The sequence below is a fragment of the Paraburkholderia fungorum genome (assembly GCF_046027605.1).
In the GTDB taxonomy this organism is placed as follows: domain Bacteria; phylum Pseudomonadota; class Gammaproteobacteria; order Burkholderiales; family Burkholderiaceae; genus Paraburkholderia; species Paraburkholderia fungorum_F.
Genome location: NZ_JAQQEF010000007.1, coordinates 68,097 through 82,996, shown reverse-complemented (window position 1 = coordinate 82,996; position 14,900 = coordinate 68,097). Strand labels below are relative to the sequence as shown.

General features: G+C 61.2%; 13 protein-coding genes. 12 read left to right on the top strand and 1 reads right to left on the bottom strand.

Translation table 11 applies throughout. The annotated features are described in order from the left end of the window. The first annotated feature begins 69 nt into the window (after positions 1-69). The 11 genes from PQR53_RS13990 (at position 70) to PQR53_RS13940 (ending at position 10,987) form a co-directional block, all read left to right on the top strand. Positions 70-423, top strand: a complete 354-nt coding sequence (locus PQR53_RS13990; RefSeq protein ID WP_013340808.1) for a phage holin family protein — start codon at positions 70-72, stop codon at positions 421-423. A 10-nt stretch (positions 424-433) separates the two neighbouring features. Then, complete coding sequence (gene metF, locus PQR53_RS13985) at positions 434-1,264, top strand: methylenetetrahydrofolate reductase [NAD(P)H] (protein ID WP_408454499.1); 831 nt, start codon at positions 434-436, stop codon at positions 1,262-1,264. Between the two features lie 226 nt (positions 1,265-1,490). Beyond that, positions 1,491-3,134, top strand: coding sequence for an ABC transporter substrate-binding protein (locus PQR53_RS13980; protein ID WP_408454496.1), 1,644 nt, complete (start codon positions 1,491-1,493; stop codon positions 3,132-3,134). A gap of 203 nt (positions 3,135-3,337) precedes the next feature. Beyond that, positions 3,338-4,966, top strand: coding sequence for an ABC transporter substrate-binding protein (locus tag PQR53_RS13975; protein WP_408454493.1), 1,629 nt, complete (start codon positions 3,338-3,340; stop codon positions 4,964-4,966). Between the two features lie 135 nt (positions 4,967-5,101). Further along, complete coding sequence (locus PQR53_RS13970; RefSeq protein ID WP_179734938.1) at positions 5,102-6,112, top strand: ABC transporter permease subunit; 1,011 nt, start codon at positions 5,102-5,104, stop codon at positions 6,110-6,112. A 9-nt stretch (positions 6,113-6,121) separates the two neighbouring features. Beyond that, positions 6,122-7,039, top strand: a complete 918-nt coding sequence (locus tag PQR53_RS13965) for an ABC transporter permease subunit (protein WP_408454490.1) — start codon at positions 6,122-6,124, stop codon at positions 7,037-7,039. 1 nt (position 7,040) lies between these two features. Beyond that, positions 7,041-8,045: an ABC transporter ATP-binding protein gene (locus PQR53_RS13960; protein ID WP_408454488.1), complete on the top strand. Its 1,005-nt coding sequence runs from the start codon at positions 7,041-7,043 to the stop codon at positions 8,043-8,045. Next, positions 8,042-9,061, top strand: coding sequence for a peptide ABC transporter ATP-binding protein (locus PQR53_RS13955; protein WP_408454486.1), 1,020 nt, complete (start codon positions 8,042-8,044; stop codon positions 9,059-9,061). Before PQR53_RS13960 ends, PQR53_RS13955 begins: the two co-directional genes overlap by 4 nt. Beyond that, on the top strand, positions 9,054-10,205 hold the full coding sequence (locus tag PQR53_RS13950) for a TraB/GumN family protein (RefSeq protein WP_408454483.1): 1,152 nt from the start codon (positions 9,054-9,056) through the stop codon (positions 10,203-10,205). The genes PQR53_RS13955 and PQR53_RS13950 overlap by 8 nt, the downstream gene beginning before the upstream one ends. Positions 10,206-10,295: 90 nt before the next feature. Beyond that, a complete protein-coding gene (locus tag PQR53_RS13945; RefSeq protein ID WP_408454481.1) occupies positions 10,296-10,685 on the top strand; it encodes a BrnT family toxin in 390 nt (129 codons plus the stop codon). Between the two features lie 26 nt (positions 10,686-10,711). Then, the gene (locus PQR53_RS13940) at positions 10,712-10,987 is read left to right on the top strand and encodes a BrnA antitoxin family protein (RefSeq protein ID WP_408454479.1); all 276 of its coding nucleotides are present in this window, start codon (positions 10,712-10,714) and stop codon (positions 10,985-10,987) included. Positions 10,988-11,072: 85 nt separating this feature from the next. On the opposite strand, the gene PQR53_RS13935 is transcribed toward PQR53_RS13940, so the two are convergent. Next, the gene (locus PQR53_RS13935) at positions 11,073-12,878 is read right to left on the bottom strand and encodes a tetratricopeptide repeat protein (protein ID WP_408454476.1); all 1,806 of its coding nucleotides are present in this window, start codon (positions 12,876-12,878) and stop codon (positions 11,073-11,075) included. Positions 12,879-13,250: 372 nt separating this feature from the next. Here PQR53_RS13935 and PQR53_RS13930 point away from each other — a divergent pair, with 372 nt between their 5' ends. Beyond that, positions 13,251-14,855, top strand: a complete 1,605-nt coding sequence (locus tag PQR53_RS13930; protein WP_408454474.1) for a tetratricopeptide repeat protein — start codon at positions 13,251-13,253, stop codon at positions 14,853-14,855. Positions 14,856-14,900: the final 45 nt, after the last annotated feature.

Sequence of the window (14,900 nt, the reverse complement as noted above, 5' to 3'; positions counted from 1 at the left end):
ATGCGCCGCTTTGTTCGCCATGCCCGCCTCTTTCCGTTCAACCGGACATCCTGCCCAAAGGAGCTCTACATGACCGTGCTGCTGACCTGGCTGATCAACGCGCTTGCGCTCCTGATCATCACCTACCTCGTCCCGTCGATTCATATCCGAAGTTTCGGTACCGCGCTGATCGTTGCGGTCGTGCTCGGATTGATCAATACGATCCTGCGACCGGTGCTGATCCTGTTGACGCTGCCCGTGACGATCCTCACGCTCGGACTCTTCATTCTGGTGGTCAATGCGCTGTGCTTCTGGCTGTGCGCGTCGCTGCTGAAGGGTTTCGAAGTGTCGGGTTTCTGGTCGGCGTTCTTCGGCTCGATTCTGTACAGCATCGTTTCGTGGCTGCTGTCCGCGCTTATTTTCGGCAACCGCAGTCTCGGTTGACTACTGAATCATGAACCCGATCGAACTTTCATTCGAATTCTTCCCGCCTAAAACGCAGGAAGGCGTCGACAAGCTGCGTGCCACCCGCGCGCAGCTCGCCTCGCTCAAGCCCAAGTTCGTCTCCGTGACGTTTGGCGCCGGCGGCTCGACGCAGCAGGGCACGCTCGATACCGTCGTCGATATGGCGAAGGAAGGGCTCGAAGCGGCGCCGCACGTGTCGTGCATCGGCTCGTCGAAAGCGAGCCTGCGCGCGATCCTCAACGAGTACCGCGCGCATGGCATTCGCCATATTGTCGCGCTGCGCGGCGATCTGCCGTCCGGCATGGGCGAAGTCGGCGAGCTGCGCTACGCGTCGGAACTGGTGAGCTTTATCCGCGCCGAGTTCGGCGACTGGTTCTGGATCGAGGTGGCCGGCTACCCGGAGTACCACCCGCAGTCGCGCTCGCCGCGTCACGATCTGGAAAACTTCGCCAACAAGGTGAAGGCCGGCGCCAATTCCGCCATTACTCAGTATTTCTTCAACGCGGATGCGTACTTCCGTTTCGTCGACGATGTGAGAAAGCTCGGTGTGGACGTGCCGATCGTGCCGGGCATCATGCCGATCACGAACTTCTCCCAGCTGACGCGTTTCTCGGAGATGTGCGGCGCGGAAGTGCCGCGCTGGGTCGCGCGCCGTCTGGAAAGCTTCGGCGACGACCGCGAGTCGATTCGCGCGTTCGGGCTGGATGTGGTGACGGACCTGTGCGGGCGTCTCGTCGACGCGAAGGTGCCGGGTTTGCACTTCTACACGCTCAATGGCGCGGCGGCGACCAAGGCGATCTGCGAACGGCTGGGCGCCTGAGGTTTGAATAGTCGTTGTACAAAACCGCGCGGCTTATTTAGCCGCGCGGTTTTTTTTACGCCGAAAATCTCGTGCCTCGGTTGGCAATCCCCATTCAAACGGTTGCTGCGGCGCGGCAATTCGCGTGAAAATCTTTTCCTTGCGACGCGTAAGCCCGCATTGAACCCGATTTTTGTGCTGTCTATGATCGAAGCGCAGCTGACTTGGCTGCTGTGCGGAGAACGTGATGACAGTATCCCGATTGCTGTTTGCAGCTCGCCATACCTGTCTGCCAATCCTGAGCGCCTGCGCGGTCCTCGCTGCCGGCCTCGCGCCCGTCGGCGCCGGCGCGGCCACCTTGCCTGACAAAACCCTCGTGTTCTGCTCCGAAGGCAGTCCGGCGGGCTTCGACAGTGCGCAGTACACCACTAGCGTGGAATTCACCGCGGCCTCGTACACGGTCTACAACCGGCTCGTGGAGTTCGCGCGCGGCAGCACCGATATCGAGCCGGGTCTCGCCGAGAAATGGGATGTGTCGCAAGACGGTCTCCAGTACACGTTCCATCTACGCCATGGCGTGAAATTCCAGACCACCTCGTTTTTCAAGCCGACCCGCGAATTCAACGCCGACGACGTCGTTTTCACCTATCAGCGGATGCTCGATCCGGAGCAGCCGTTCCGCAAGGCGTACTCGGTGCCGTTCCCCTATTTCGCCGATCTTGGCCTTGCGAAGAACATCGCCAAAATCGAGAAGCTGGATCCGTACACGGTGCGTTTCACGCTAAAAGAGGTCGATGCACCGTTCCTGCAGCAGATCGCAATGCCGTTTGCGTCGATTCTGTCGGCGGAATACACGGATCAACTGCTGAAAGCGGGCAAGGCTTCCGATATCAACCAATACCCGGTCGGCACCGGGCCGTTCATTTTCCGCAGCTATACGAAGGACGACACGATCCGCTTCGACGGCAATCCTGATTATTGGAAGCCGGGCGTCGTGAAGGTCGGCAAGCTAATCTTCGCGATCACCACCGATCCCGCGGTGCGGCTGCAGAAACTGAAACGTGGGGAATGTCAGGTGATGAGCTACCCGCGGCCCGCGGATATTCCGCAGATCAAGGCCGACTCGTCGCTGGCTCTGCCGAGCGAGGTCGGCTTCAATCTGGGCATCCTCGGCTACAACACGACGAAAAAGCCGCTCGACAATGTGCTGGTGCGACGCGCGCTGGATATGTCGGTCAACAAGAAAGCGATCATCGAGTCGGTGTATCAGGGCGCCGGTCAAATCGCGACGAATCCCATGCCGCCGACCCAATGGGGCTATGACAAGAACCTGAAAGACGCACCTTACGACGTTGATAAGGCCAAGGCGCTACTGAAGGAGGCTGGCTACCCGGACGGCTTTGACCTGACCCTGTGGGCCATGCCCGTACAGCGGCCCTACAACCCCAACGCCCGGCTGATGGCCGAAATGCTGCAGTCCGATTGGGCGAAGATTGGCGTCAAGGTGACGATCGCCACGTACGAGTGGGGCGAGTACATCCGCCGCGCTCACGCCGGCGAACACGAGGCGATCCTGATCGGCTGGACCGGCGACTACGGCGATCCTGACAATTGGCTTGGAGTGTTGCTCGGCTGCGATGCGGTGAAGGGCAGCAACTTTTCAAAATGGTGCTACAAACCTTTCGACGACCTGATCAGGAAAGGCCGTGGCACCACCGATCTCGGCGAGCGAACCAAGGCCTATATGGAGGCGCAGGAAATCTTCAAGCAGCAGGTCCCGTTCACGCCGATTGCCCACTCAACGGTGTACCAACCGATCAGCAAAGACGTCACGGGCTTCAAGATCGACCCGTTCGGTCCGACACAATTCATGAACGTCGGCCTGAAATAGCCATCAGCAAGCACTCGCGGGCCGCCTTTTTGCTGCCTCTGCTCCAGTGCCGCACGTTCCGGTGAGCGCCGGCGTGCGGCTGTCCGTATGCCCATCTGTTTCCGATCGTCAACGGGAGTATTTTCCTCCGCTTGTTGGTGCGAGCCAAGCTCAAGTAAGATCGCGCTACGCCGGCGGAAGCCGGCCCCGAACCTGGAGGAAACATGAAGCAAAACAACCTGTTGCGCGCCGCGCGTGTTACCACGCTCGTCGCCGCTGCAGCGGCATCGATGCTGGGCGCTACGAGCGCGCATGCGGAGATTCCGAACAAAACACTCGTTTACTGCTCAGAAGGCAGCCCTGCGGGTTTCGATCCGGCCCAGTACACGACCGGTGTCGACTTCACGGCCAACACGTTCACCGTTTATAACCGCCTCGTCGAATTCGAACGCGGCGGCACGAAAGTCGAGCCGGGCCTGGCAGAAAAGTGGGATGTCTCGCCGGACGGCAAGACCTACACTTTCCATCTGCGCCACGGTGTGAAGTTCCAGACCACGTCGTTCTTCAAGCCGACGCGCGAATTCAACGCGGACGACGTCGTGTTCACGTTCCAGCGCATGCTGGACACGAACCAGCCATTCCGCAAGGCCTACCCGGTCCAGTTCCCGTACTTCACGGACATGGGCCTCGACAAGCTGATTACCAGCGTCGAAAAGGTCGACCCGTATACGGTCAAGTTCACGCTGAAGGAAGTCAACGCGCCGTTCATCCAGAATCTGGCGATGGAATACGCGTCGATTCTCTCGGGCGAATATGCGGACCAGCTGCTGAAGGCCGGCAAGGCCGCCGACATCAACCAATACCCGGTCGGCACGGGCCCGTTCATCTTCCGCAGCTATACGAAAGACGCGACGATCCGCTTCGACGGCAATCCGGATTACTGGAAGCCGAACGCGGTGAAGATCTCCAAGCTGATCTTCTCGATCACGCCGGACGCCGGCGTGCGCGTGCAGAAGATCAAGCGCGACGAATGCCAGGTGATGAGCTATCCGCGTCCGGCCGACATCGCGCCGCTGAAGGCTGAAGCGAACATCGACATGCCGTCGCAGCCGGGCTTCAACCTCGGCTACCTCGCGTACAACGTGACGCACAAGCCGGTCGACAAGGTCGAAGTGCGTCAGGCACTCGACATGGCGATCAACAAGAAGGCGATCATCGAATCGGTGTATCAAGGCGCAGGCCAGGCCGCGACCAACCCGATGCCGCCGACTCAATGGTCGTATGACAAGAACCTGAAGAGCGCGTCTTACGATACGGACAAAGCCAAGGCGTTGCTGGCCAAGGCGGGCTATCCGAACGGCTTCGACATCACGCTGTGGGCGATGCCGGTGCAACGCGCATACAACCCGAACGCCCGTCTGATGGCGGAAATGATCCAGGCCGACTGGGCCAAGATCGGTGTGAAGGCGAAGATCGTCACCTACGAATGGGGCGAGTACATCAAGCGCGCTCACGCAGGCGAAGACGACACGATGCTGATCGGCTGGACCGGCGACAACGGCGATCCGGATAACTGGCTCGGCACGTTGCTCGGTTGTGAAGCGGTGAACGGCAACAACTTCTCGAAGTGGTGCTACAAGCCGTTCGACGATCTGATCCAGAAGGGTCGCGTCACGTCCGATCAAGCCGCGCGCACGACGGCATACACGCAAGCGCAACAGATTTTCGCGCAACAGCTGCCGTTCTCGCCGATCGCTCACTCGACCGTGTACCAACCTGTCAGCAAGAAGGTGGTCGACATGCGTATCGAGCCGCTCGGTTATGCGCGCTTCGACGGCGTCAGCGTGAAGTAATAGAGTAGAGGCAGTCAAGCTTACGCAGTAGCTTTTCGCACGGTTAGAAAACTGGTCGAAATGGTCCGGCGACCGGGGTCACAAGCCCTCGTCGCCGGTTGCGTTTTTTCTTCATCAAGACCATAGGGACGAACCATGTTCCGCTTTGTTTTGCGCCGCATTGGCATGGTGATACCGACCTTCATCGGCATTACGATCCTTGCGTTCGCGCTGATTCACCTGATACCGGGCGACCCCATCGAAGTGATGATGGGCGAGCGCGGTGTCGATCCCGCCATGCATGCCGCCGCGATGCACCGCCTCGGGCTCGATGAGTCCTTGCCGATGCAATACGTCCACTACATCGGCCGCGCGATGCATGGGGACCTCGGCACCTCGATCATCACCAACACCAGCGTGATGGGCGAATTCCTCGCCCGCTTTCCCGCCACCGTTGAACTCTCCATCTGCGCGATGTTGTTCGCGCTGATCGTCGGCTTGCCGGCGGGCGTGTTCGCGGCCTTGAGGCGCGGCACGGTGGTCGATCATGGCGTGATGGGCACGGCGCTGACCGGCTACTCGATGCCGATCTTCTGGTGGGGTTTGATCCTCATCATGGTGTTCTCCGTGAAGCTCGGCTGGACGCCGGTGTCGGGCCGCATCGCGGTCGAATACGACATTCCGCACGTCACGGGCTTCATGCTGATCGACGCGATGATGTCCACCGACGAAGGCGCGTTCAAATCCGCGCTGAGCCATCTGATTTTGCCGGCCATCGTGCTCGGCACGATTCCGCTTGCGGTGGTCGCGCGGATGACGCGTTCGTCGATGCTCGAAGTGTTGCGCGAGGATTACATTCGCACTGCACGCGCGAAGGGCTTGTCGCCTGCGCGGGTGATCGTCGTGCATGCGTTGCGTAATGCGCTGATTCCGGTGGTGACCGTGATCGGCTTGCAGGTCGGCACGTTGCTCGCGGGCGCGGTGCTGACCGAGACACTGTTTTCCTGGCCGGGTATCGGCAAGTGGCTGATCGACGCGATCGGCCGGCGCGACTATCCGGTGGTGCAGGGCGGTATCCTGATGATCGCTACGCTGGTGATCGTCGTGAACCTCGTCGTCGATCTGTTGTACGGCGTGCTGAATCCGCGCATTCGCCATACGAGGTAACACGACATCATGGCAGACATACAAAACACAGTCCCCCAGTCGGTCACGCCACCCAGTGGCCGCGCAATAGCCGCCCGTGAATTCTGGGCGAATTTCTCACGTAACCGTGGCGCGGTTGCTGCCGGCATCGTCGTGCTGGCGTTGATCTTCATCGCGATCTTCGCGCCGTTGATCGCGCCGCATAGCCCGATCGAGCAGTATCGCGACTTCGTGAAGATCCCACCCGCGTGGCTCGACGGCGGCAACTGGAAGTTCATTCTCGGCACTGACGAAGCGGGCCGCGACATCCTCTCGCGTCTGATGTACGGCGCGCGGTTGTCGTTCTGGATCGGCTTCGTCTCGGTGGTGCTCGCGCTGATTCCGGGCATCGTGCTCGGCCTGATCGCGGCGTTCTTCGAGAGATGGGCCGATACGCCGATCATGCGCATCATGGACGTGCTGCTCGCGCTGCCGTCGCTGCTGCTGGCCGTTGCGGTGGTCGCGATCATCGGTCCGGGTCTCGTCAACACGATGCTCGCGATTGCAATCGTCGCATTGCCTGGCTATGTGCGTTTGACGCGTGCTTCGGCACAAGGCGAATTGCAGAAAGAGTATGTGACGGCTTCGCGCGTCGCAGGCGCGAGCACGCTGCGTTTGATGTTCTCGCAAGTACTGCCGAACTGCACCGCACCGCTGATCGTGCAGGCGACCTTGGGCTTTTCGTCGGCGATTCTCGATGCCGCCGCACTCGGTTTTCTCGGCTTGGGCGTGCAACCGCCGTCGGCGGAGTGGGGCGCGATGCTGGCCTCGGCGCGCGACTATATCGACAGTGCATGGTGGATCGTCACGATGCCGGGTCTTTCCATCCTGATCTCGGTGCTCGCGATCAATCTGCTCGGCGACGGGCTGCGCGACGCACTCGATCCCAAACTGAAACGGATGGCCTGACATGACCCAGCTATTAACCATCCGCAACCTCGCGGTGAACTTCAACGGACTGCCCGCAGTCGATCGCATTAACCTCGACGTCGCGCCGGGCGAAGTGGTCGGCGTGGTCGGCGAATCGGGCTCGGGCAAGAGCGTCACGATGATGGCGCTGATGGGCCTGATCGACGCACCGGGCAAAGTCACCGCGGATGAAATCACCTTCAACGGCAAGAATTTGCTGAAGGCTTCGGCGAGAGAGCGCCGCAAGATCATCGGCAAAGACATCGCGATGGTGTTTCAGGACGCGCTCACCAGCCTGAATCCGAGCTACACGGTCGGCTATCAGATCAAGGAAGTACTGAAGCTGCACGAAGGCCTGCGCGGCAGCGCGCTGGACAAACGCGCACTGGAATTGCTCGACCAGGTCGGCATTCCTGACGCGAAGAGCCGCATCACTTCGTTCCCGCATCAGATGTCGGGCGGCATGAACCAGCGCGTGATGATCGCGATGGCGATCGCCTGCAACCCGAAGCTGCTGATCGCCGACGAGCCGACCACCGCGCTCGACGTGACCATCCAGGCGCAAATCATGGAGTTGCTGATCAAGCTGCAGAAGGAACGCGGTATGGCGCTCGTGCTGATCTCGCACGATCTCGCGGTGGTGTCCGAGGTCGCGCAGCGCGTCGCGGTCATGTACGCTGGCGAAGTGATCGAAACCAACAAGGTGCCGGACATCTTCGCCGCGCCGCATCATCCGTACACGGAAGCGTTGCTGGCGGCGATTCCCGAGCACAATGTCGGCGCGGTACGCCTTGCCGCACTGCCTGGCATGGTGCCGGGCCGCGACGACCGGCCCAAAGGGTGCCTGTTCGCGCCGCGCTGCAAATACGTGGTCGACGATTGCACGAAGGCGCGGCCCGCACTGGCGCCGCTGCAAGGTCACGCGGAAGTCGCGCGCGTGCGCTGCATCAAACCCCTGAACCTGAGCGGCGACGCCAACGTTCACACCCATGGAGGCGCACGATGAACGCAGTACTCGAAACGCGGCGCCAGTCGGACCATGCGGGCGATCACGTGCTGGTGGCCGATAAGCTTGCGCGTTACTACACGGTCAAGCGCGGCATGTTCAGCCAGGGCACGGTGAAGGCGTTGAACGGCGTGTCGTTCGCGCTCGAACGCGGCAAGACGCTGGCGGTGGTCGGTGAATCCGGCTGCGGAAAATCGACGCTTGCCCGTCAGCTCACCATGATCGAGGCGCCCAGCGCGGGCCGTCTGTTGATTGACGGTGAAGACGTGGCCGGCGCCGATCACGCCAAAATCGCCGCGCTGCGGCGGCGCGTGCAGATGGTGTTTCAGAATCCGTTTGCTTCGCTGAATCCGCGCAAGACCGTCGAGCAGACGCTCGGTGAACCGCTCGCGATCAACACGCAACTGAGCACGTCCGAACGCGCCGAACGGATTGCGCAGATGATGCGCACGGTCGGCCTGCGTCCGGAGCATGCCAAGCGCTATCCGCATATGTTCTCCGGCGGTCAGCGACAGCGTGTAGCGATTGCGCGCGCAATGATCCTCGATCCGCAGATCGTGGTCGCCGATGAACCGGTGTCCGCACTCGACGTGTCGATCCAGGCGCAGATTCTCAATCTGTTCATGGATCTGCAGGAGCAGTTCAAGACCAGCTACGTGTTCATCTCGCACAACCTCTCGGTGGTGGAGCACATCGCCGACGACGTGATGGTGATGTACTTCGGCGGCGTGGCGGAACTCGGCGACAAGAAACGGATCTTCTCGAAGCCGCGGCATCCGTACACGCGTGCGCTGATGTCGGCCACACCTTCCATCTTCGAAGCGGATCGCACGATCAAGATCAAGCTGCAGGGCGAAATGCCGTCGCCGCTGAATCCGCCGTCGGGCTGCACGTTCCACCAGCGCTGCCCGTACGTGATCGAGCGGTGCCGCAGCGAAGAACCGAAGTTGCGTGAAGTGGATGGCCGTCAGGTATCGTGTCACCGCGCCGAGGAGGTGGGGGACGTGGATGCCTGATGGAGTGGCGGCGCGTCGTCTTACGCGCCGCTCGCGTGATGGCGTCCGCAACGCTGCTTTCGCGCGGCGCTGGGGAGCGCGTGCACTGACCAGTGCTGCGCTTCTCGGCGCGTGTTGTGTTTTTCATTTGAGCGTGGGGCCGGTCGGGCTCGCGCATGCCGCCGGGGCGGCCGCCAATACGCCGGCCCAGGCGGGACGGCCGGCCATGCCGGTGCCCAATCTGCCGGCGCCGCCGCGCGCCACGCTGCCGGGCTTCAATCCGCCGCCCGCCGCGCCTGGCACCACGGCAAGCGGCCCGGTGCAAACGCAACCGGCGCGCATGCCGTTCTATGTCGCGACACGCGGCACCACGACCATCTACGTGCTCGGCACGTTGCACGTCGGCGACCCCGCCGACTATCCGCCCAGGCAGCCGTTCCGCGCGCCGATCCTCGGTGCACTGGCTGCCTCGCCGACGCTGGCGCTCGAACTCTCACCCGACGAACTGCTGGTCTCGCAAGACGACGTGTCGAAGTACGGCATCTGTCGCCGCGACTGTCTGCCAGGGCTGCTGCCCGAGCCGTTGTGGCGCAAGCTGGCCTTTCGCCTGCGAGGCAATCCCGCGGCACTGGATGAGATCAAGAAGATGCGGCCGTGGCTCGCGTCGTTGGTAGTCGAAACCTACGATTCGTTGAGTGCCGGCTTGCAAACCGAGTACGGCACGGAAGCGCAATTGCAGAACGTGTATATCAGGACGCGTGGCAAGATCGTCGGCCTCGAGACCTTGCCCCAGCAGATGCGCGCGTTCACCGGACTCACGCTCGCGCAGCAGCGCGAAATGCTGGCGCAGGACCTGGTACAGACGCCCGCGGAAAACGTCGAGGATGTGAAGACGTTGCGCCGTCTGTGGCGAGTGGGCGATGCCGATGCGATTGCGGCCTGGCAGGCCGCGAAGTCCGAAAAGCTGGCGCGCGACAAGCGGATCTCCGATTCGATCGACAACAGGATCATGTACGAACGCAACCGGCGCTTCGTCTCGCGGATGCTGCTGATCGCCGCGCCGAACAAACCGGTGTTCGTGGCGATTGGCGCGTTGCATCTGGGTGGTCGCAAGGGCGTGTTGCAACTTTTAAGGCAGCATGGGTTCGTGGTGGAGCCGGGGTGAGGATTCGTCTCAGCCTTGCGCGAGATTTTTATAGCCGCTGACCCCCGTCTTACCCGGGGTAGGCCTTCCGGCCAAAATAGGAACCGCTGTTTGCACACCCAGTCCGATGCTGACGTGCGCCGCAACATGCTCGCGGCGCACGCGGCCATAGCTGTCTATTGCATGCTAGGATGTATGTACAGACGTCAATACAGGTGGTATGTACGTTTTGAGTGGGACGAAATTAAGAATCAAATCAACATCCGTAAGCATGGGATCGACTTCAGAGATGCACTCGACGTGTTCGATCATCCTGTGCTGACGGCGATAGACGAACGTGAAGATGACGGTGAGGAACGCTGGATCGCGCTAGGCTGGATGGCCGCCATCGTAGGTGTGGTGGTGTATGTCGAACGTGATGCGGATGTGATCCGCATCATTTCGGCTCGCAAAGCGACGAAGCACGAGGTCAAACACTACAAGTACAGCGTCTGGCATTGACGGGGGAATCTTGGCGAATGGTAGAAATGAGCACGGGTGAAATGATGAGCAAACCAACAGGAACCGACTGGAAACGACTCGCAAAAACGGACGAGGCCCAAATCGACACGAGCGACGTGCCAGAATTGGGCGACGACTTCTTTGCGCGCGCTGAGCTGCACGTTCCGCCGAAACAGGCTGTCACGATGCGCCTGGATGCGGACGTGCTGAGCTGGTTCAAGGAACAGGGGGCGGGCTATCAGACGCGCATCAACAAGCTGTTGCGCGCTTACATGCTGGCGCAGCAGCGTCGGCGTCCTTAAGGCACGGTGCCAGCGCATTTTGCCTGCGTATGATCGGTTGCAAAGGCGCTGCACAGAAACGCTCGAAATCCGCGCAGCGTCAGGTTTATAGACTGCTGTCGCGTAATTCTTCCGACACGCGTTTCACGACCGCTGTCCAATCGCCCAACATCGTTTGCCGGAACAATTTCATCGCCGGATACCACGGTGAATCGTTGCGCGCTTCGAGCCAGCGCCAGTCCGAGTTGGCAGGCAGCAGCACCCACACCGGCTTGCCCAGCGCGGCGGCCAGGTGCGCCACGCCGGTGTCCACGGCGATCACCAGGTCGAGATTCATCACGAGTGCGGCGGTGTCGTCGAAGTTGTGCAGATCGGCGGTGAAATCGTGGGCGCGGAAAACTTCAGGCGCATCGGCTAACTGATTGTGCGCGGGCCCTTTCTGCAGCGCGTACCACGCGACCTCTTTCAACTCGCTTAGCGTGCTCAGGTCAGCCAATGCAATCGAGCGATAACGATCATTGCCGAACGTCGGGCTGCCGGACCACACCAGACCTACTTTGCGTTTCGATTTGCCGGCTGCGTCGACCCGCTTGCGCCATGTTTTGATCTTTGCCTTGTCGGCGAACATATACGGCACGTCCGCGGGAATGGTCGACAATTCAGTGCCGACGCAAGACGGCACGCTCATCATCGGCACCCAGAAATCATACTGGCCGTCAGGCGTGCCGCTGAACGCGCGGCGCACGCCCGGGATGCGCTCAACCAGTGGCAGCAGCGGTTCGCGCACGCGGATATCGACCGTCGCGCCGAGTCGCTCAAGCACGCGCACGTAACGCAGAAACTGGAAGTGGTCGCCGAAACCCTGCTCGCCGACCAGTAACAGACGCCGCCCGTCGAGCGGCTCGCCGTGCCATTCGGCCAAACCCGGCACGGCGAGCGCCTCATAGTCATTCTTGCGCCAGCGCTTTGCAAATTCGGCCCAACCCTGCTTGTAATCGCCGCGCTTGAGCAGCAGCCACGCGAGGTTCTGATGTGCGTCCGCGTAGTTGGGGTCGAGCGCCAATGCGTGACGGTAGAAACCCTCTTCTTCATCCAGACGGCCCTGCGCGCCGAGCGATCCCCCGAGGCAAACCAGATTCGTGGGATTAGGCTTGAGCGCCACCGCGTGTCGGTAATGCGTTTCTGCACCGGCGTAATCACCTAGCTTGCCGATCAGGCTTCCCAGGTTGACGCGCGCTTCGGCGTAATTGCCGCGCAGTGCCAGTGCCCGTTCCAAACTCGCGATGGCGGCATCGTGATCGCCCCTCGCGTTGTGCGCGTTACCCGCGTTGAAGTGCGCTTCCGCCGATTGAGGATCTAGTCCGATGACGGTTTGATAGCAGTCCAGCGCCTCGTCGTAACGCCCGAGCTTGCTCAGCGCCGTGCCAAGGTTCAGATGCGTGTCGACCAACGAAGGATTCACCGTCAACGCCAGCCGGTATTGTCCGATCGCTTCTTCGAATGCGCCTTGCGCTTGTAGCGCGATGCCGAAGTTGTTGCGTGCGTCGGCGAAATCCGGCTGCAGCTGCAGCGCCTGGTCATAGCAGATCATCGCTTCGTCGAGATGGCCGAGTGCGGCGGCGACGAGGCCGCGGTTGCTCCAGCACGCGGCGTCGGTGCGATCGAGTTTGAGCGCTTCGCTCATCAGTTCGGCGGCGAACCCATGGTCGCCGCGCTGATGCCGCAACACGCCGAAGTAATGGAGTGCTTTGGCATGCGTTGGGTCGAGTGCAAGGGCTTCACGGTAGAAAGGTTCGGCGGCATCGAGGCGGCCGGCCTGGTGTGCTTCGAGCGCGGCCTCAATCAGCGAGGTGAGGTAAGCGGAGGGCGGCGCGTTGGTGTACGCGGTGTGAGGGTGGGATTGATGTTCCATGACGGGGGCCTGCTGGGTAGCCCTGGTGGCGCGTGTTGCATGCACCGCCAGCGCATGTGGATGGGGAAGACCATCTGCCAGCTTATGTTTCGGCTCGCTTCCTGACGATCGGACGCATCCGAATTCGGCGGCGTCGATTTGCCACAGCAGGGCAATTGCGTGAAACGTTACAGATCTTCTTGCATCTCGCGTTTCGGAGTGGTCCTAGAGACCGGTTACCACGCGATACCGACAATTATCGTCTCGATTTAACTCGAGCCCTCTTTGCATTCCGCGCAGTATCTACCTCTCATCCAGGTGAGAAGTCGTCGACTTGACGTCAACCGTGGTGGTCTCCGGAATGACCACGCAATGTACAACCGGCCACCCATCATGCCAACTCCCTTCTCCTTGTCGCCCGCCGAGACTGAAACTTTGCACAACGTGGCAGATGAAGCCCGTCGGGCGGGTAATGTTGACGAAGCGCAGAGACTGTTCGACCGAATCCTTGCGCGAAATCCGCGGCACGTCGGAGCCCTACACTCATACGGAGTGTTGGCGTTCGAGTCGAAGCAGATGGAGTCGGCTCAAAACTGGATCGAGCGCGCGATCGAGGCTCAACCCAATCCGGCCTCATACAACTTGCTGTGCCTGATCCAGATCAGATTGGGTGCCATCCCCAACGCTATACACACTGCCCAACGGGGTCTTGCGCTCCAACCCGACTTACCATCGCTCAATTACTTCCTGGCGCTAGCACTGCAGTTGCAGGGACATTTCAAGGACGCAGCGCTTGCCTATCGCAGGGTGCTCGAACTCGAACCAAACCATCAGTTGGCGCACGGGAGCCTGGGTGTCGTGGTCAGGAGTCTCGGTGCAATGGAAGATGCCGAGCGGCATCTCCGGCGCGCCATTGCACTCAATCCGACTGCTCTGGGTGCTCGCGCCAGTCTTGGCACCGTCTTGCTGGCCGTGGGCAAATATGAAGAGGCCTGGCCTTATTTCGAAGACCGCTGGGCCAATATGGTCGATGGGCAAGGACGTCCCGCTCCCGAGCGCCCGTACGTGCCGCTGCCGCAATGGCGCGGTGAGAATCCGGGCGCCGCGCGTCGCGCGGACGGAACGCCGGTTCGCGGCCCGCGCCTGCTGGTCTTCCATGAGCAGGGTTTTGGCGACAGCCTGCAGTTCGTGCGCTATCTGCCATTGGCGCTCGCACATTTTTCGCAGGTCGGCTACATCTGTCCGCAGCCCTTGCAGCCGCTTTACGAGCAGTCGTTCTGTCAGCGCTGGCCGGGCGTCGTGGTGCTCGATAACGTCGAACCCAAATTCGACGAATGGGACTGGTATTGCCCCCTGATGTCATTACCAATGGCGTTCGGCACGCGGCTCGACAACATTCCGGAGTTTACCTATCTGTATGCCGATACCGTGCGCGCTGACTGGTGGCGTGCCCGCCTGGTTGCATTACCGAATCCCGATCTGCCGCGCATAGGCGTGGTATGGGCGGGCGGCCATTCGGGCTTCGCCGAGGATAGGGTGCGCAGCATGGAACCCGCGCTAATGGCGCCGCTCCTCGCCATGCCGCACATACGTTGGATCAGTCTGCAAAAGACCGACGATCCGGCAAAGCATCCCGCCCCGGCAATGGAGGCATGCTTGATAAACTGGATGGACGAGGTCGCCGACTTTGCGGACACCGCCGCGCTGATTGAGAACCTCGACCTGGTAATCTCGGTCGATACCTCGGTCGCGCATCTGGCCGCCGCCATGGGTAAGCCGGTCTGGCTTCTCAATCGCTTTGCTGGTTGCTGGCGCTGGTTGCTCGATCGGGAAGATAGTCCCTGGTATTCGAGTGTGCGAATCTTCACCCAGTCGCAGCAAGGTGACTGGGCGGATGTCCTCGAGCGGATTGCCGCGGCCTTGCAGCAGACCTTCCACTCGCATGGTGGGCGGGATGATCCGCGCAGTCTCCTTTTGCCGGTGAATCGCGCGCCTTGATCCGCCCCATTGTTTTATAGAGGCTAGAGGCGCACACCTCCGCTT